This window comes from Brachybacterium sp. SYSU DS0246, from assembly GCF_059391765.1.
Genome location: NZ_JBZXYT010000014.1, coordinates 72675 through 88333, shown reverse-complemented (window position 1 = coordinate 88333; position 15659 = coordinate 72675). Strand labels below are relative to the sequence as shown.

General features: G+C 71.3%; 15 protein-coding genes. 9 read left to right on the top strand and 6 right to left on the bottom strand.

Going from position 1 to position 15659, the window contains the following annotated elements; translation table 11 throughout:
* Positions 1-13 precede the first annotated feature (13 nt).
* From AC5020_RS09005 to AC5020_RS08985, 5 genes are all read left to right on the top strand, one after another.
* Positions 14-916: a phosphogluconate dehydrogenase C-terminal domain-containing protein gene (locus AC5020_RS09005; protein WP_464988036.1), complete on the top strand. Its 903-nt coding sequence runs from the start codon at positions 14-16 to the stop codon at positions 914-916.
* Positions 917-983: 67 nt separating this feature from the next.
* Positions 984-2387: a GntT/GntP/DsdX family permease gene (locus AC5020_RS09000; protein ID WP_464988035.1), complete on the top strand. Its 1404-nt coding sequence runs from the start codon at positions 984-986 to the stop codon at positions 2385-2387.
* A gap of 35 nt (positions 2388-2422) precedes the next feature.
* Positions 2423-4138, top strand: coding sequence for a dihydroxyacetone kinase family protein (locus AC5020_RS08995; protein WP_464988034.1), 1716 nt, complete (start codon positions 2423-2425; stop codon positions 4136-4138).
* Positions 4139-4179: 41 nt separating this feature from the next.
* The gene (locus AC5020_RS08990) at positions 4180-4938 is read left to right on the top strand and encodes a triose-phosphate isomerase (RefSeq protein WP_377018075.1); all 759 of its coding nucleotides are present in this window, start codon (positions 4180-4182) and stop codon (positions 4936-4938) included.
* A gap of 136 nt (positions 4939-5074) precedes the next feature.
* Positions 5075-5845, top strand: a complete 771-nt coding sequence (locus AC5020_RS08985) for a hypothetical protein (RefSeq protein ID WP_464988033.1) — start codon at positions 5075-5077, stop codon at positions 5843-5845.
* Here AC5020_RS08985 and AC5020_RS08980 read toward each other — a convergent pair.
* Positions 5832-6536 carry a GntR family transcriptional regulator gene (locus AC5020_RS08980; RefSeq protein ID WP_464988032.1) on the bottom strand — a complete coding sequence of 235 codons (705 nt, stop codon included), beginning with the start codon at positions 6534-6536 and terminating at the stop codon, positions 5832-5834. The genes AC5020_RS08985 and AC5020_RS08980 overlap by 14 nt on opposite strands.
* A gap of 124 nt (positions 6537-6660) precedes the next feature.
* Between AC5020_RS08980 and AC5020_RS08975 the strand changes: the two genes are divergently transcribed.
* Positions 6661-7194: a hypothetical protein gene (locus AC5020_RS08975; protein ID WP_464988031.1), complete on the top strand. Its 534-nt coding sequence runs from the start codon at positions 6661-6663 to the stop codon at positions 7192-7194.
* 68 nt (positions 7195-7262) lie between these two features.
* Here the strand turns inward: AC5020_RS08975 and AC5020_RS08970 are convergent, their stop codons facing one another.
* Both AC5020_RS08970 and AC5020_RS08965 read right to left on the bottom strand, forming a co-directional pair.
* Entirely contained in the window at positions 7263-8252 is a 990-nt protein-coding gene (locus tag AC5020_RS08970) for a Gfo/Idh/MocA family protein (protein ID WP_464988030.1), read from the bottom strand.
* Entirely contained in the window at positions 8246-9241 is a 996-nt protein-coding gene (locus AC5020_RS08965) for a Gfo/Idh/MocA family protein (RefSeq protein WP_464988029.1), read from the bottom strand. The genes AC5020_RS08970 and AC5020_RS08965 overlap by 7 nt, the downstream gene beginning before the upstream one ends.
* 161 nt (positions 9242-9402) lie before the next feature.
* On the opposite strand from AC5020_RS08965, the gene arfA reads away from it, so the two are divergent.
* Positions 9403-10950, top strand: coding sequence for an arabinosylfuranosidase ArfA (gene arfA, locus AC5020_RS08960; RefSeq protein WP_464988028.1), 1548 nt, complete (start codon positions 9403-9405; stop codon positions 10948-10950).
* 26 nt (positions 10951-10976) lie between these two features.
* On the opposite strand, the gene AC5020_RS08955 is transcribed toward arfA, so the two are convergent.
* Complete coding sequence (locus AC5020_RS08955) at positions 10977-12221, bottom strand: nucleoside permease (RefSeq protein ID WP_377018067.1); 1245 nt, start codon at positions 12219-12221, stop codon at positions 10977-10979.
* Between the two features lie 41 nt (positions 12222-12262).
* Positions 12263-13597, bottom strand: a complete 1335-nt coding sequence (locus AC5020_RS08950) for an aminotransferase class I/II-fold pyridoxal phosphate-dependent enzyme (protein WP_464988027.1) — start codon at positions 13595-13597, stop codon at positions 12263-12265.
* 84 nt (positions 13598-13681) lie between these two features.
* Between AC5020_RS08950 and pdxS the strand changes: the two genes are divergently transcribed.
* Positions 13682-14566, top strand: a complete 885-nt coding sequence (pdxS, locus tag AC5020_RS08945) for a pyridoxal 5'-phosphate synthase lyase subunit PdxS (protein WP_464988026.1) — start codon at positions 13682-13684, stop codon at positions 14564-14566.
* Entirely contained in the window at positions 14563-15171 is a 609-nt protein-coding gene (gene pdxT / locus AC5020_RS08940; RefSeq protein ID WP_464988025.1) for a pyridoxal 5'-phosphate synthase glutaminase subunit PdxT, read from the top strand. Before pdxS ends, pdxT begins: the two co-directional genes overlap by 4 nt.
* On the opposite strand, the gene AC5020_RS08935 is transcribed toward pdxT, so the two are convergent.
* Entirely contained in the window at positions 15155-15655 is a 501-nt protein-coding gene (locus tag AC5020_RS08935; protein ID WP_464988024.1) for a flavodoxin domain-containing protein, read from the bottom strand. The genes pdxT and AC5020_RS08935 overlap by 17 nt on opposite strands.
* Positions 15656-15659 lie beyond the last annotated feature (4 nt).

The following is a 15659-nucleotide window of genomic DNA, read 5'->3' as shown; positions in this document are numbered from 1 at the left end:
GAGGAGTCATGAGATGACCAGCAGCAAGGAACTGAACCCCCTGTTCGGCAAGACCGTCGAGCTCGACCCGTCGATCAGCGTCGCCGTCGTCGGCGCCGCCGGCAAGATGGGCACCCGGGTCTCGAACAACCTCAACCTCACCGACGCACCGGTGTACTACGTCGAGGCCTCCGAGGCCGGCCGGCAGCGCCTGGCCGAGCTGGGCCGCGAGGTCACACCGCTCGAGGAGGCCGCCCAGGCCGCCGACGTCGTGATCCTCGCCGTGCCGGACGTCGTGCTCGGCAAGCTCTCCGAGCAGGTCGTGCCGCTGATGAAGGACGGCTCCGTGCTGCTGACCCTGGACCCGGCCGCCGCCTACGCCGGCCTGCTCGCCGAGCGCGACGGCGTCCACCAGGCGTGCGCGCACCCGGCCCACCCCTCCGTCTTCCTCGAGCGGACCAACAGCGAGGAGTGGGCCGACACCTTCGGCGGGATCGCCGCCCCGCAGGAGGTCGTCGCCGCCTACGAGGGCGAGGACGAGACGATCCGCGAGCGCACCGCCGCCGTGATCCGCGCGATCTACGCCCCCGTCATCGACGTGCACTGGGTCAGCGTCAAGCAGCTCGCCCAGCTCGAGCCGACCCTGGTCGAGACCATCGGCTGCATGATTGGCCAGTTCCTCAAGGACGCCATGGACCACGCGGTCAACGAGAAGGGCATCCCCGAGCCGGCCGTGAAGGCCCTCTTCCACGGCCACATCTTCATCGCCCTGACCAACGCCCTGCGCGGCTCCAACCCCTTCTCCGACGCCTGCCTGCGCGCCATGGACTACGGCCGCGAGAGCATCATCCAGCCCGACTGGACCAAGGTCTGGGACGACGAGGAGCTCGACAAGGTGCTCGCCCAGATGCTCGACCTCGACACGATCGAGCGCTGAGGCTCCACGACCCCCCGACCCCGGGGCGACCAGCGACGGTCGCCCCGGGCCCCCTTCGAAAGGCCCAATGATGGATCCTCTCGTCCTCACCCTGATCGCCGTCGGCGCGATCGCCATCCTGCTCTTCACCGTGATCGCGCTGAAGTGGCCGGCCTACGTCTCGCTGCTGTTCGTCTCGATCCTCACCGCGCTGGCCGGCGGCATCGCCGTCCAGGACATCATCCCGCTGGTCATCGAGGGCATGGGCGGGACCCTCGGCAGCGTGGCGCTGCTGGTGGGCCTCGGCGCCATGCTCGGCGGCATCATCGAGCGGACCGGCGGCGCTGAGGTCATCGCCCACCGCGCCGCCGGCGTGCTCGGCGAGAAGCGCCTCGAGCAGGCTCTGCTGATCGCCTCGGGCCTGGTCGCGATCCCGATCTTCTTCGACGTCGCCTTCATCATCCTGGTCCCGATCATCTTCGCCTTCGCCAAGGCCGCCGGGCACCGCGGGCCGGTCGCCATCGGCATGCCCGTCGCGGTGTTCATGGTCTTCATCCACAACACCGTTCCGCCCCACCCGGGCGTCGTCGGCTCCACCACCCTGCTGGGCGAGGGCCTGATGGGCCTGGTGACCGTCATGGGCATCGCCCTGGCGATCCCGATGGGCTTCCTCGTCTACTTCGCGGGCAAGCAGGTCACGGCTCGTCCCGTCTTCCGCCTCGCCGCCCCGGTCCAGGAGAAGTACGCCCAGGCCGGTGCCGCGAGCTTCGGCTCTCCCGGGCCGGCGGCCGACGGGGACGCCGACGCGGCGGCAGTCCGCCGCCCCTCTGCCGGCCTGGTCATCGCGCTGATCCTGCTGCCGATCCTGCTGATCACCGCCGGCACCGTCGGCTCCGTGGTCTTCGAGGAGGGCTCGCGGGCCGCGAACGTCATCTCCTTCGTCGGCGCCCCCGGGTTCGCCCTGCTGGTCGCCACCATCGCCGCGATGTACCTGCTGGGGATCATGCACGGCTGGGGCCGCCAGCAGGTCAGCGAGCTGATGGACGGCGCTCTCGGTCCGGCCGCGATCGTGATCTTCGTGACCGGTGCCGGCGGGGTCTTCGCCAAGGTCCTCACCGAGACGGGCGTGGGGGATGCGGTCTCCGGGCTGCTGATCGGTGCGGGAGTGCCCATCCTGCTGCTCGCCTTCCTGGTCGCCCTCGCCTTCAAGGTCGCCCAGGGCTCCGGGACCGTGGCGACGCTGTCGGCCGCGGGAATCGTGCAGGGCACCGTGCTGGCCGGGGACTACTCCCCCGTCCAGGTGGCGCTGATCATCCTGGCCATCGGCCTGGGCTCGGTCTCGCTCTCCCACATCAACGACTCCGGCTTCTGGATCGCCACGAAGTTCCTGGGCCTCTCGGTGGCCGACGGACTGCGCACCTGGACCGTCCTCACCTCGATCCTCGGCTTCACCGCCATGGCGATCCTCGGCCTGGTCTGGCTGATCGTCTGAGCCCTGCCCTCCACCCGCAGCGAAGGAACGACCCGATGACCTACCTCCACAACGACCCCGCCGACTTCGCCGACGAGGCCGTCGCCGGTCTCGCCCTCTCCCACCCCGATCACCTGATCCGGGTCCACGGCGGGGTCGTGCGGCCCACCGAGACCCCTGAGGGCCGACCCGCACTGGTGATCGGCGGCGGCTCCGGCCACTACCCGGCCTTTTCCGGCTGGGTGGGCCCCGGCATGGCCCACGGCACACCGTGCGGCAACGTGTTCGCCTCCCCGTCGGCCTCGCAGGTCCACTCGGTGGCCCGCAACGCCGAGAACGGCGGCGGCGTGCTCCTGGGATACGGCAACTACGCGGGCGATGTGCTGCACTTCGGCGCGGCCGCCGAGAAGCTGCGCGCCGAGGGCATCGACATACGGATCATCCGGGTCAGCGATGACATCGCCTCCAACTCGCCCCGCAACCATCGCGACCGCCGCGGGATCGCCGGTGACCTGCCCGTGTTCAAGATCGCCGGTGCAGCGATCGAGGCCGGAGCCGACCTGGACGAGGCCGAACGGATCGCCTGGAAGGCCAACGACGCCACCCGCACCTTCGGGGTCGCGTTCGAGGGGTGCACCCTTCCCGGCGCCACCGAGCCGCTGTTCGAGGTGGCCGAGGGCAAGATGGGCGTGGGCCTGGGGATCCACGGCGAGCCCGGCGTGCGCGAGGAGCCCCTCGGCTCCGCGGCGGAGGTCGCGAAGCTCCTGGCCGAGGGCGTCCTGGCGGAGGAGCCCGAGCGCACCGAGGACGGATACACGGGCCGCGCCGCGGTGATCGTCAACGGCCTGGGCACCGTGAAGCACGAGGAGCTGTTCGTCCTCTACTCGCACATCGTCCGGCACCTCGAGACGGCCGGCATCACCCCGGTGCGCCCCGAGGTGGGCGAGTTCATCACCAGCCTCGACATGGCCGGCGTCTCGCTGACCCTCGTCTTCCTGGACGAGGAGCTCGAGCAGCACTGGCTCGCACCGGTCGACACCCCCGCCTATCGCCGCGGCGCGATGCCCACCGCCGAGCGTCCGCCGCGGACGAGCTTCTGGGAGCCCGGCGCCGACGAGACCCCGCGCTCCACCGAGGACTCCCGCACCGTCGCCGCGAGCATCACCGGCGTCCTGGACCTGTTCGAGGCCGTCTGCACCCGGGAGGAGACCGAGCTGGGGCGGATCGACGCGATCGCGGGCGACGGCGACCACGGCCAGGGCATGGCGTACGGCTCCCGAGGGGCAGCGGCCGCCGCACGCTCCGCACGCGAGCAGGGCGCCGGGGCCCGTACCCTGCTGGTCCGCGCGGGCGAGGCCTGGGCCGAATCGGCCGGCGGCACCTCGGGCGCGCTATGGGGCGCAGCCCTGACCGCCGCCGGTAGCGTGTTCGCCGACGACTCCGGCGCCTCCTCCGCACTCGTCGTCGAGGCGCTCGATGCCGGGATCGACGCCGTGCTGCGCCTGGGCGGAGCCCAGGTGGGCGACAAGACCATGGCCGACGCGGCCATCCCGTTCCGGTCCGCCCTGGCGGAGGCGTTCTCGGGGGACAATGCCTCCGAGGCGATCCTCACCGCAGCCCAGGCGGCCCAGGCCGCTGCGGAGGGGACCGCCGAGATCACCGCCCGTCGGGGCCGCGCACGCGTGCTGGGGGACAAGTCCCTCGGCACCCCCGACCCGGGTGCCGTCTCGTTCTCCCTGCTCATGTCCGAGCTCGGCCGGCACCTGTCCTGACCGGCCCCGAACCGCCCATCGAACACCCGAGGAGACCCTTCGTGACCCTGTGGATCGGCACCAGCTGGAAAATGACCAAGACCCTCGCCGAGGCCCGCGCCTGGGCCGAAGGATTGCGCGAGCACCTGGCCGGAGGTGCCCCGGCCGGCGTGCAGCCCTTCGTCATCCCCTCGTTCACCGCGACCACCACGGTGCGCGAGATCCTCGGCGAGGACTCCCCCGTGCTGCTGGGCGTGCAGAACGCCCACTGGGAGGACGCTGGGGCCTGGACCGGTGAGGTCTCGGTCCCGCAGGCGAAGGACGCCGGGGCCCAGCTCGTCGAGATCGGTCACTCCGAACGCCGTGAGCACTTCGGCGAGAGCGTCGAGACCACCCGCTGGAAGGTCGCCGCGGCGCTCCGTCACGGCCTCACTCCCCTGCTGTGCATCGGCGAGAGCCTCGAGGTGAAGGATGCCGGGGGCTCCGCGGAGTTCATCCTGGAGCAGGCCGCCGGGGCGCTGGACGGTCTGGATGCCGACGAGCTCTCGCGCGTGGTCATCGCCTATGAGCCGATCTGGGCGATCGGCGAGAAGGGGCGCCCGGCCACGGTCCGGGAGCTCATCGAGCCCTTCGCCGCGCTCGGGGAGGCCTACGGCGGGAACGTCACCGGGCTGCTCTACGGCGGCTCCGTCAACCTCGACAACGCCGCCGATCTGCTCGGCATCGAGCACGTCACCGGCCTGTTCGTCGGCCGCACCGCGTGGGAGCTCGAGGGCTACCTCGAGCTGCTGCGCATCGCGGAGGCGCACGCCGCGGTCTGACTCCGCTCAGGCGCCCGCGATATCGTGGTGGCCCTCAGCTTCATCCCACGAGACTCTGCGGGTGACCATGAGCGACCAGGGCCGATCGGCACGTGCTCAGCCGACCAGAAGGGGCCGCCTCCCCTTCCGACCCCCTATGTCACAGGGCCCGCTCGTGGGAAAGGTCCACCCGCCGCCGTCGACATCGATCACCGTGCCGCGCCGGCGCGGCCGCTGGCTGACCGTCTGGGTGCCCAGTGTCCTCGGTGGCGTCTTCGGGATCAGCAGCTTCCTGGTGCTCGGCGTCAGCTCCCTGATCGGCGGTGCCGGGCTCCTCGCCCCGCTGCTGGCGGGCGCGGGGGTCGGGGTCGTCGTCGGCGGCGGTCTGGGCATCCTGCTGCGGAACCGGGGCCCGGCACCGGTGCGTCTCAGCGTCGGCCGCGCGGAGATGCCCGTCGGCACCGGCCCGGTGCTCGAGCGCATGGTGAGGTCCACGAAGCGGGAGCGTCGCCGCCTCGCCCGGATGCGGCGGAGGCGGCCCGGTCCCCTCGTCAAACCGGTGCTCAAGCGCGCCGAGGCGCTCCTGCAGAGGATCGATGCCCTGGCGGGCTCACCCTCGCTGCAGTCGCGCCGCGCCTCGGACGAGGACGTGATGATGCTGGAGGGGATGGCCTCGCGCTACGTCCCCGACCTCGTGCAGGCGCTGGAGGACACCGCCGGCTTCCTCGCGAGCCCCACGGACGGGGCCAGGCAGCGGGCGGCCGCGAACGTGCGCAGCATCGACGAGCAGCTGGCAGCGCTCGACCGGGAGGTCGATCGCCTCGAGAGCGACGTCATCGATCGCCTCGCCCGGAACCTCGACGTCCACTCCGAGTTCCTGCGGCACCGCCTCCCCGATGAGCGGACCGACCCCCTCACCGGCCGCTGACCTGCGCCGCCGCTTCCGTATCCATCTCGACCGACCGGGTCAGCACTGCGTCGAGATGATCGGCCAGGGCCTTCAGCGCCGCATCGTGGTGATGGCGCCGGACCTTCTCGAGGATCTTGCCGTGCTCCTCGTACGCCTCCCGGGCATCGAGCTGCATGGGCCCGCCCTCCCAGGTCTGACGCATGCGGTGGGTGTGCGTGCGCAGGCTCTCGAACATGTGAGCCAGGTACCGGTTGTTCGCATGCTTGTAGAGGGTCTGGTGAAAGCCCCAGTCCGCCTGGAAGTGCTCGCGCACCAGCTCGTAGTCGACCTCGTCGGCCGCATCGATGCGGGCCATCACCTCGGCGTGGCGGGCCTGCGCCGCCTCGAGATCGGCCACCAGCGCGTCCCAGTCCTCGAAGGCACGGTCCAGGACCGCCAGCTCGATGGTCTTGCGGGCCTCGAGCAGCTCCGTGATCTGCTCCGTATCCAGCATCGGTGCCACCACGTAGCCGCGCAGCGCGACGTACTCGACCAGGCCCGATCGCTCGAGGGAGACCATCGCCTCGCGCACCGGGGTCGGAGAGACATCCAGGTCACGGGCGAGACCGTCGATGCTGAGCCGGGAACCGGGGGCCCAGCGCGATTCGAGCAGACGCTGCAGCATCAGCTCCTCGACCTCGTCGCGCAGCACCTGTCGTCTGATGGCCATGTCGTCAGTCCCTTCGTGCGCCGAGGGGGAGGCAGGACCAGCACACCCTTGCGCTACGGCGATCCGTTTTCCCATAGGATACCCAGGTCGCGAGGGCGGACGGACCGCGCCGCAGGAAGGTGCCATGACCCAGTCGCCCGAGCACAGCCCCGATGTCACCGGTGACTGGGAGGACGAGCAGATCCGACGGCTCGTGGCCAAGTGGTCCTGGGCGTCCCTGCTGCCCGCGACGTCCCATCCGGTCTGGGTTCATGCGCCGGGCCTGGATCCCGGCGTCGCCCGCGACGCCCTGGGCCGCATCGCACGGGCGAACGCGGAGGTCGACCCGGATTCTCGGCCCGAGATCGGCCTGCTGACGGGACTGCTGAGCGCCCGGCGCCGCCGCGAGCATCGCGATCGGCTCGAGCAGTGGCTGGCGCCGTACACGCGCGCCTGCGAGCGCGACCGGCACCTGGTCAGGCCACTGCACGAGGGGGCGGACCTCGCCGCCGCCTCCGTCGTGCTGCGGCTGGATCCGGCCGCCGAGGCAACCGTCCACGACCTGCTGTGGCGGATGGGCCACCACGACGACGAGGATCAGGCGCGCAGCGACTGGCTGGACCTGGTGGTCGCCTACGAGGAGAAATACCCGCAGGAGACCTTCGACGGGCCCGCCTGAGTCGGATCCAGCCCGGTCCAGACAGGATGCCGTGCAGCCGGGGCCGGACCAGCCCGGTCCAGTCCTGTCTAGCCCTCCAACGCCACCGGCTGCCCCGTCCGCACCGATTCCTGGGCAGCGGCGACGACCTTCACGGTCCGCAGCCCCACGTCGCCCGAGGGCTCGACGGCCTCCCCTGCGCGGATGGCGTCGAGGAATGCCGTCAGCAGCAGCGCGTCGGGGTCGCTGCCGTAGGGCAGCCACTGGCCGTGCCCGCCGACATGCTGGGCGAAGGCGTCGACCTGGAGCTGCCCGCCGGTGCCGACGGCCTGCACGCACAGCCCGCCCCAGGTGGGGGCGTCCGGCGGCTGCGACCAGGAGCAGTCGATGGTCGCGACCAGCCCGCTGTCGTAGGTGAGCGTGACCAGCCCGCCGGTCTCGGCGCCCTCCCCCGCACGATCGGCGTACAGGATCCGGTTGGCGACGGCGTGCACGGTGGTGGGCGGGCCGAAGACGGAGTCGAGGATCTCGGCGATGTGCACGGTGTGGTCGACCATGGCGCCGCCGCCGGCGAGCTCGACGTCGGTGAACCATGCCCGCGAATCGGGCAGCATCCCGTTGTTGGTGCCAGTGATGCCGATGACCTCCCCGAGCGCCCCCTCGCTGATCGCGGTGCGCAGCGACTGGACGGCGGGGGCGAAGTGGACGGGGAAGGCGGTCATCAGCACCACGCCGGCCTCGCGGCAGGCGGCGACCATGGCCTCGGCGTCGGCGACGTTCGTAGCCAGCGGCTTCTCGCACAGCACGTGCACGCCTCGGCGCGCGGCTTCCAGCACCAGATCCTTGTGGTGCGCGTTGGCGCTGGTGACGACGATGGCGTCGGGCCCCTCGGGCCAGGCCTCCCAGGCCGCGGCGTACGAGTGGACGATGTGCTGGGCGGGCACGTCGCCGTAGTCGTCCGGATCGGCGACCACGAGATCCACCTCGGGCAGTGCCTCGAGCCGGCTCGCGTAGGAGACGGCGTGGGTGTGCGCGCAGCTCATCAGCGCGATCTTCAGCGGGGTGGTGGCATTCAGCATGTGACGCTCCCTCCGGTGCGCAGGGATTCGAGGGCGGCGGAGGAGACCTCGACGGCGTAGGCGCCGTCGGCCGCGGAGACCCGGGAGGGGCCGCCGTCGCGGATCGCGGCGGCGAACTCGAGGATCTCCTCGACGTAGGGGCTCGGCCCTGCCGCCACATCGGGGAGGTATCCGTCACCGCTCCTCTGGCGCGCAGAGGCGACCTCGTCGAAGATGACCGGGGAATCGCCCGCGGAGTCGTACTGGAGCTTGCTCACGTCCCCGGCCAGGTCGAAGGTGTAGCGGAACTGCGTCCCCGGTGGGCCCCACAGGCCACGGCAGTGACTGATCGCCCCGGAGGTGTGGGTCAGGATCACGTGGGCGGTGCGCACGGTGTCGGTCTCCGTCGCCGTCGACTGCCGCGCGTAGACGGTGCCCACGGGGCCGGCCATCCAGATGGCCTGGTCGATGTCGTGGATCATCTGGTCCATGACGATCCCCCCGGAGCGGGATTCGTCGCCGAACCAGGGCTGGGTCGGGAAGGATCCGGTGCGCTCGAAGCGCAGCACCGCGAGACGGCCGACGGCGCCGGTGTCGATCGCGGCCTTGGCGGCGGCGTACTGCGGGAAGAACCGCACGACGTGGGCGGGCAGCAGCAGGCGGCCGGCACGCTCGGCGTGCTCGAGGACCGAGCGGGCGTCCTCCGGGGTGAGGGTCAGCGGCTTCTCGCAGACCACGTCCTTGCCGGCGTCCAGCGCGCGGTGGACGATCTCGCCGTGGTCCGGGGTGGGCGTGCAGATGTCCACGGCATCGACGGCCGCGAGGATCGACTCCAGGCTCTCGTGGACCCTCGCGCCGAACTCCTCGGCGAAGGCCGGGGCCCCCTGCAGGCTGTAGCAGTGCAGCTCGGCACCGGCCTCGATCCAGCCGGGGGCGTGGGCGCGGGAGATCCCGCCCGTGCCGATGACGCCGACGCGCAGTGGCGCGGCGGGCGGGGACGTGGAGGTCATGGTCAACCTTTCCTGCCGGAGCGGGCGGGCCCGAGGACGGATATATGAAAGCCTATTTCAGAACGTCGGCTCGCGCCATCCCTGAGGAGAAGTGCCCATGGGCTAGCCTCGGGGGCACCGGCTCGCGCCCCTCCCGAACGCCGCGGGCGGAGGACTCCTCGATGACCCTGCACGCCACCGTCCACCTCCATCCTGCCCACGACGTCGGCCCCGTGCGCCGCCGCACCTTCGGCAGCTTCGTCGAGCACATGGCGCGGTGCGTCTACACCGGGATCGTCGAGCCCGACCATCCCTCGGCCGACGCCGACGGCCTGCGCACAGACGTCCTCGAGCTGACCCGCGAGCTCGGCGTGAGCTCGGTGCGCTACCCCGGCGGGAACTTCGTCTCCGGCTATCGCTGGGAGGACGGCGTCGGCCCCATCGAGCAGCGGCCGTGGCGCCACGAACGGGCCTGGCATTCGATGGAGCCCAACACCTTCGGCCTGGACGAGTTCATGACCTGGGCCGCGAAGGCGGGCGTCGAGCCGATGTACGCGGTCAACCTCGGCACCCGCGGGCCGCAGGAGGCCCTCGACGTGCTCGAGTACGCCAACGCCCCCGTCGGCAGCGCCCTGTCCGATCAGCGCGCGGCCCACGGGCACCCGGAGCCGTACGGCATCCGGATGTGGTGCCTGGGCAACGAGATGGACGGCCCGTGGCAGCTCGGGCACAAGCCGGCCGACGTCTACGGGCGGATCGCGGCCGAGACGGCACGGGCGATGCGCCGCGAGGACCCGGACCTCGAGCTCGTGGCCTGCGGCTCCTCCCACTCCTCGATGCCGACGTTCGGTGCGTGGGAGCAGGCGGTGCTGGAGGCGGGCTACGACGCGATCGACATGCTCTCGGCGCACGTCTACTACCGCGAGGAGGACGGCGACCAGGCCTCCTACCTGGCGGTGGCCGAGGACATGGACGCCTACATCGACGCCGTCGTCGCCACCTGCGACCACGTGCGGGCGCTGGGCCGGCACGGCAAGCGCATCATGATCAGCTTCGACGAGTGGAACGTGACCAGCAACGGCCACGGCGACCCGGGCGCCGAACCCAGTGGCGACGACTGGCCCGTGGCGCCGCGGTTCGCGGAATCGACGTACACGGCGCAGGACGCCGTGGTGGTGGGCAACCTGCTGATCAGCCTGCTGCGGCACACCGACCGCGTCGCCTCCGCCTCGCAGGCCCAGCTGGCCAACGTGCTGGGGCCGATCCGCACCGAACCGGGCGGACGCGCCTGGCGCCAGAGCATCTTCCATCCCTTCGCCCTGACCTCCCGGCACGCGCGCGGGCAGGTGCTGCGCACCGCCCTCGACTCCCCGGCCTACGAGAACCGACGCTTCGGGGCGAGCTCCGTGCTCGATGCCGTGTGCACGTGGGACGAGGAGAGCGGCGAACTGGTCGTGTTCGCGGTCAACCGCTCGCTCGAGGAGTCGCTCGAGCTGACGGTGCCGCTGGATGCGTTCCGGGAATCGTTCGAGGTGGCCGAGGCCGTGATCGTGCACGAGGAGGACCCGTACGCGGTGAACACGGCCGATGATCCCGATCGCGTGATCCCGCGGCCCTTCGGCGGGGTGGGGGACGAGGACGGGGCCGTGCCCGCGGACGAGGACCTCTCCGCGCTCCTGCCCCCGATCAGCTGGGTCATGATCCGGCTCCGGGCGCGGCGCGGGGCCTGAGCCGGCTTCTCTGCCCTGCCCGGCGCTCAGCCGGCGGCAGCGGGCTCGGCCTCGTCGTCGGCCTCGTCGGCCGTTTCCTCGTCCGTGAAGAACGTGGCGAAGAAGATCGCGACCAGCACCGCGAGGCCTGCCGGGACCAGCCAGATCGCCCGCCAGTCGTGCGTGCCGTCGGCCGCGAGGAAGGCGTCCACGATCACGCCGGAGATGAGCGTGCCGATCAGCAGGCCCACCCCGTAGGTGGCCAGCGAGATCAGCCCCTGGGCGGCGCTGCGCACGCGAGCGGGGGCGAAGCGGTCGGTGTAGATCTGCCCGGCGACGAAGAAGAAGTCGTAGCAGATGCCGTGCAGGACGAGGCCGATGATCACCATCCACAGCAGCGATCCGGCGTCGCCGAAGCCGAACAGCACGTACCGCAGCGCCCAGGCGAGCATGCCGATCAGCAGGGTCCACTTGATGCCGAGACGCTTCAGCATGAACGGCATGGCCAGCAGGAACAGGGCTTCGGAGAACTGGCCCAGGGATTGGTACGCGGCGGCCCGGGGCACCCCGATCTCGTTGAGGTAGAGGTTGGTGAAGGTGTAGTAGAAGCCCAGCGGGATGCAGATCAGCACCGAGGAGACGAAGAAGACCAGATAGGAGCGGGTCCGCAGCAGAGCCAGGGCGTCCAGCCCGAGCACGTCCCGGACGGTCGCCTTGCCCTGGTTCGGCTCCGGCGGGGTGTGCGGCAGCGTGAACGCGTAGAGGCCGAGCACGGCCGAGCCGATCGCCGCCATGTAGAAGGTGTTCTCGAGGCTCCCCGAGCCCTCCCAGCCCATCCAGCCGATGGCCAGGCCCGCGATGATCCAGCCGATCGTGCCGAACACGCGCACGGCGGGGAACTGCTGATCGGGCTTGGTCATGCGTCGGAACGAGATCGAATTGACCAGGGCGAGGGTCGGCATGAACGACACCATCGCCAGCAGAGCGAAGAGGAAGAAGCCGTTGAAGTCGTCCTGCCGCCCGGCGAGGACGAGCATGACCGCGCTGAACAGGTGCAGCACGCCGAGGATGCGCTGGGCGGCGAAGAACCGGTCCGCGATGAGCCCCACCAGGAACGGGGCGATGATCGCGCCGAGGCTCTGGGTCATGGTCGCCAGGGAGATCTGGCCGCCGGAGGAGCCCAGCTCGGTGCCGAGGTAGGTGCCGAGCGTGACGAACCAGCTCCCCCAGACGAAGAACTCCAGGAACATCATCAGCGACAAGCGGAGACGGATGGCAGGCTCGAGCCTCATGGTCGACAGCACCTTTGTTGTGTGGCCGGGGTCACGGCATGTTAACCCGTCTCGCGCACCGCGGCCGCGATGTCGGCGGCCAGCGATTCCGCCTCCCGCTCCTCGAGGTCGTGCACGGTGACGCGCAGATGCCGCGAGGGGGCGTCCGCCTGATCCAGGCGGAATTCGTCGCCCGTGCGCACCAGCCATCCCCGTCGCATGAGTCGCTCGGCCACGGCCCGCGCCGGCGCCCCGACCGGGACCCACAGGCTGATCCCGTCGCCGGGCTCGGCCGACATGCCGTGGGGCTGCAGCCGCGCCCGGAAATCGGCATTGCGCTCGGCATAGTGCTGGCCGGCCCGCTCGATCAGCGCACGGGAACCGTCATCGCGCAGCACGGCGTGGGTGATGCGCTGCAGCAGATGCGAGACCCACGTCGTGCCGGGGCTGAGCCGCATCGCGAGCCGCTCGGCCGTCTGCGGATCCGTCGCGGTCAGCGCGAGGCACATGTCCGGGCCCACGAACTTCGAGACCGAGCGCACCAGTGCCCAGCGCCGGTGCTCCGGTCCGATGATCGAGCGGAACGGGGACCGGGAGAGCATCGAGTAGTAGTCGTCCTCGATGACCAGCACGTACGGATGGTCCGCGAGCACCTCGCGCAGCCGGCGGGCGCGGGCCTCGCTGAGCGAGGCGCCCGTTGGGTTCTGGGCGCGCGGGGTGCACACCACGGCCCGGACCCCCTGCTCGAGGGCCGCCCGGAGACCGTCGGCCGTCATGCCCTCCGCATCGACCGGGACCGGCACGGCGCGGTAGCCGTTCACGCGCACGGTGTGGATGCTGGCCAGGAAGCACGGATCCTCCAGCGCGACCGCGTCGTCGCGCATCAGGGCCTGGGCCAGCAGCCGCTCGACGGCGTCGACAGCGCCACTGGTCAGCGTGAGGCGGAAGTCCTCGCCCCCAGAAGGAACATCGGGCGCCATCCACTGCCGCGCCCACGACTCGAGCTCCGGATCGATCACCGGTTCGCCGTAGAGCACCGGCCGGCCACCGGCAGCCTGCAGGGCGGGGCCGAGCTCCGGGATGAGCTCCGGGGCCGGATTGCCGGTGCCGAGGTCGCGCAGGACTCCGGCGTCGGCGTAGCCCTCCTGCGGGACGGCGCTGGTGCCGGCCACGCGGGTGCCGGCCCGGCCCTGGGCGACCACCGCCCCGGAGCGGGCGAGGAGGCGATAGGCGGCCACGGCCGTGTTGCGGTTGACCCCGAGCTGCTCGGCCAGGGAGCGCACCGGGGGCAGGGCATCGCCGGGAGTGAGTTCGCCGCGGTCGATCAGGGCGCGCACGCTGTCGGCGATCTCGGCGGCGGTGGCGCCGGTGATCGACGTCGATGCAGGTGTGGGCACGATCCGAGTGTACGACCCGCACCCTCTCCCACTTCGGCATACGCCGTGCTAGCTTTTGGCCTAGATCAAACGAAGGAGTGCACCATGACCACGACGGGCACAGGGCGCGTCAAGCGCGGGCTGGCCGAGATGCTCAAGGGCGGCGTCATCATGGACGTCGTCACGGCCGAGCAGGCGAAGATCGCCGAGGACGCCGGCGCGGTCGCCGTGATGGCCCTGGAACGCGTCCCCGCAGACATCCGCGCCCAGGGCGGCGTGGCCCGGATGAGCGACCCCGACCTCATCGACCAGATCATCGAGACCGTCTCGATCCCGGTCATGGCCAAGGCCCGCATCGGTCACTTCGTCGAGGCGCAGGTCCTCCAGCAGCTGGGGGCGGACTACGTGGACGAGTCCGAGGTCCTCTCCCCCGCCGACTACGTCAACCACATCGACAAGCACGCCTTCACCGTGCCGTTCGTGTGCGGAGCGACCAATCTGGGCGAGGCGCTGCGCCGCATCACCGAGGGCGCCGCGATGATCCGCTCCAAGGGCGAGGCCGGCACCGGGGACGTCTCCGAGGCCACCAAGCACATCCGCACCATCACCGCGGAGATCAGCGCGCTGCGCTCCAAGTCCAAGGACGAGCTGTACGTCGCCGCCAAGGAGCTGCAGGCTCCCTACGATCTGGTGGCCGAGGTCGCCGAGACGGGCACCCTGCCGGTGGTGATGTTCACCGCGGGCGGCGTCGCCACCCCGGCCGACGCCGCGATGATGATGCAGCTCGGGGCCGACGGGGTCTTCGTCGGCTCGGGCATCTTCAAGTCCGGCAACCCCGCCGAGCGGGCCGCCGCCATCGTCAAGGCCACCACCTTCCACGACGACCCCACCGTGATCGCCGACGTCTCGCGCGGGCTGGGCGATGCGATGGTGGGCCTGAACGTGGCCGACGTGCCCGCCCCGCACCGTCTGGCCGACCGCGGCTGGTGAGCGGGACGGCTGGGGCGGCCCCGCGCGTCGGCGTCCTGTCCCTGCAGGGCGACGTCCGCGAGCATGCGCAGGTCCTCACCGACCTCGGCGCCGAGGTGACCCTGGTGCGCCGGGCCTCGGAGCTCGCCGCGGTCGACGGCCTGGTACTGCCCGGCGGCGAGTCGACCGTGATCGACAAGCTCTCGCGGGCCTTCGGCCTGCAGTCGCCGCTGCGGGAGGCGATCGCGGCGGGGCTGCCGGTGCTGGGCACGTGCGCCGGTCTGATCCTGCTGGCTGATCGTCTCGCCGACGGGATTCCTGGTCAGGAGACCTTCGGTGGGATCGACGCGACCGTGCGGCGCAACGCCTTCGGCAGGCAGGTGGAGTCGTTCGAGTCGGATCTCGAGGTACCGGTCCTCGATCCGCCGACGGTGCGGGCGGCGTTCATCCGCGCCCCCGTCATCGAGGAGGTCGGTTCGTCGGCGACGGCACTGGCAGCCCTGCCCGACGGCCGCGTGGTCGCCGTCGAGCAGGGGAACCTGCTGGCGATGGCCTTCCACCCGGAGTCCACGGGCGAGACCCGCTTCCACCGGAGGTTCCTGGACCGGGTCAGTTCCCGCGTCTGAGCAGCGGGGCGATCTCGCGGGTCCACTCGGCGACCGCCGGCAGGTCACGAAAGTCCCCGGTGGGCGTGCGCATGGACTTCAGCAGCAGCCGCTCGTGGACCGGGAGCCTGTCCATGAGCACCCAGCCCGGGAAGTTCCGCACGGCGACCGGGGAGAAGTCGATCCGGTCCAGGAACGACTCGGTGGCCTTCTGTCGGCCGCCCTTGGCGGGGTCCGAGGCGGAGCCGGAGCAGGAGAAGAATGCGAACGGACGCTCCAGCACGCTGGCGCGATGCTTCTGGACCCAGCTCACCGCAGGCTTGTCGATCGACTCGGCCCGCACGGGCGCACCCAGCACCACCGCGTCGTAGGCACCCGGGTCCGGGTCACGCGTGACGTCGACCAGATCCGAGGGGATCTCGCGCTCGCTGAGGGTGGCCGCGACGGTCTCGGCCAGGGTCAGGGTGGCTCCGGAGTGGGTCGCGTAGGCGACCAGCACGCTCATGGCT

What these genes read in the sequence shown, in the direction of transcription:
- AC5020_RS08970 (WP_464988030.1), bottom strand. Translation starts at nt 8,252, where the DNA reads ATGCTGAATGCCACCACCCCGCTGAAGATCGCGCTGATGAGCTGCGCG.
- AC5020_RS08995 (WP_464988034.1), top strand. Translation starts at nt 2,423, where the DNA reads ATGACCTACCTCCACAACGACCCCGCCGACTTCGCCGACGAGGCCGTC.
- pdxS (WP_464988026.1), top strand. Translation starts at nt 13,682, where the DNA reads ATGACCACGACGGGCACAGGGCGCGTCAAGCGCGGGCTGGCCGAGATG.
- AC5020_RS08975 (WP_464988031.1), top strand. Translation starts at nt 6,661, where the DNA reads ATGACCCAGTCGCCCGAGCACAGCCCCGATGTCACCGGTGACTGGGAG.
- AC5020_RS08955 (WP_377018067.1), bottom strand. Translation starts at nt 12,221, where the DNA reads ATGAGGCTCGAGCCTGCCATCCGTCTCCGCTTGTCGCTGATGATGTTC.
- AC5020_RS08935 (WP_464988024.1), bottom strand. Translation starts at nt 15,655, where the DNA reads ATGAGCGTGCTGGTCGCCTACGCGACCCACTCCGGAGCCACCCTGACC.
- AC5020_RS08965 (WP_464988029.1), bottom strand. Translation starts at nt 9,241, where the DNA reads ATGACCTCCACGTCCCCGCCCGCCGCGCCACTGCGCGTCGGCGTCATC.
- AC5020_RS09000 (WP_464988035.1), top strand. Translation starts at nt 984, where the DNA reads ATGATGGATCCTCTCGTCCTCACCCTGATCGCCGTCGGCGCGATCGCC.
- AC5020_RS08980 (WP_464988032.1), bottom strand. Translation starts at nt 6,536, where the DNA reads ATGGCCATCAGACGACAGGTGCTGCGCGACGAGGTCGAGGAGCTGATG.
- AC5020_RS09005 (WP_464988036.1), top strand. Translation starts at nt 14, where the DNA reads ATGACCAGCAGCAAGGAACTGAACCCCCTGTTCGGCAAGACCGTCGAG.
- arfA (WP_464988028.1), top strand. Translation starts at nt 9,403, where the DNA reads ATGACCCTGCACGCCACCGTCCACCTCCATCCTGCCCACGACGTCGGC.
- AC5020_RS08985 (WP_464988033.1), top strand. Translation starts at nt 5,075, where the DNA reads ATGTCACAGGGCCCGCTCGTGGGAAAGGTCCACCCGCCGCCGTCGACA.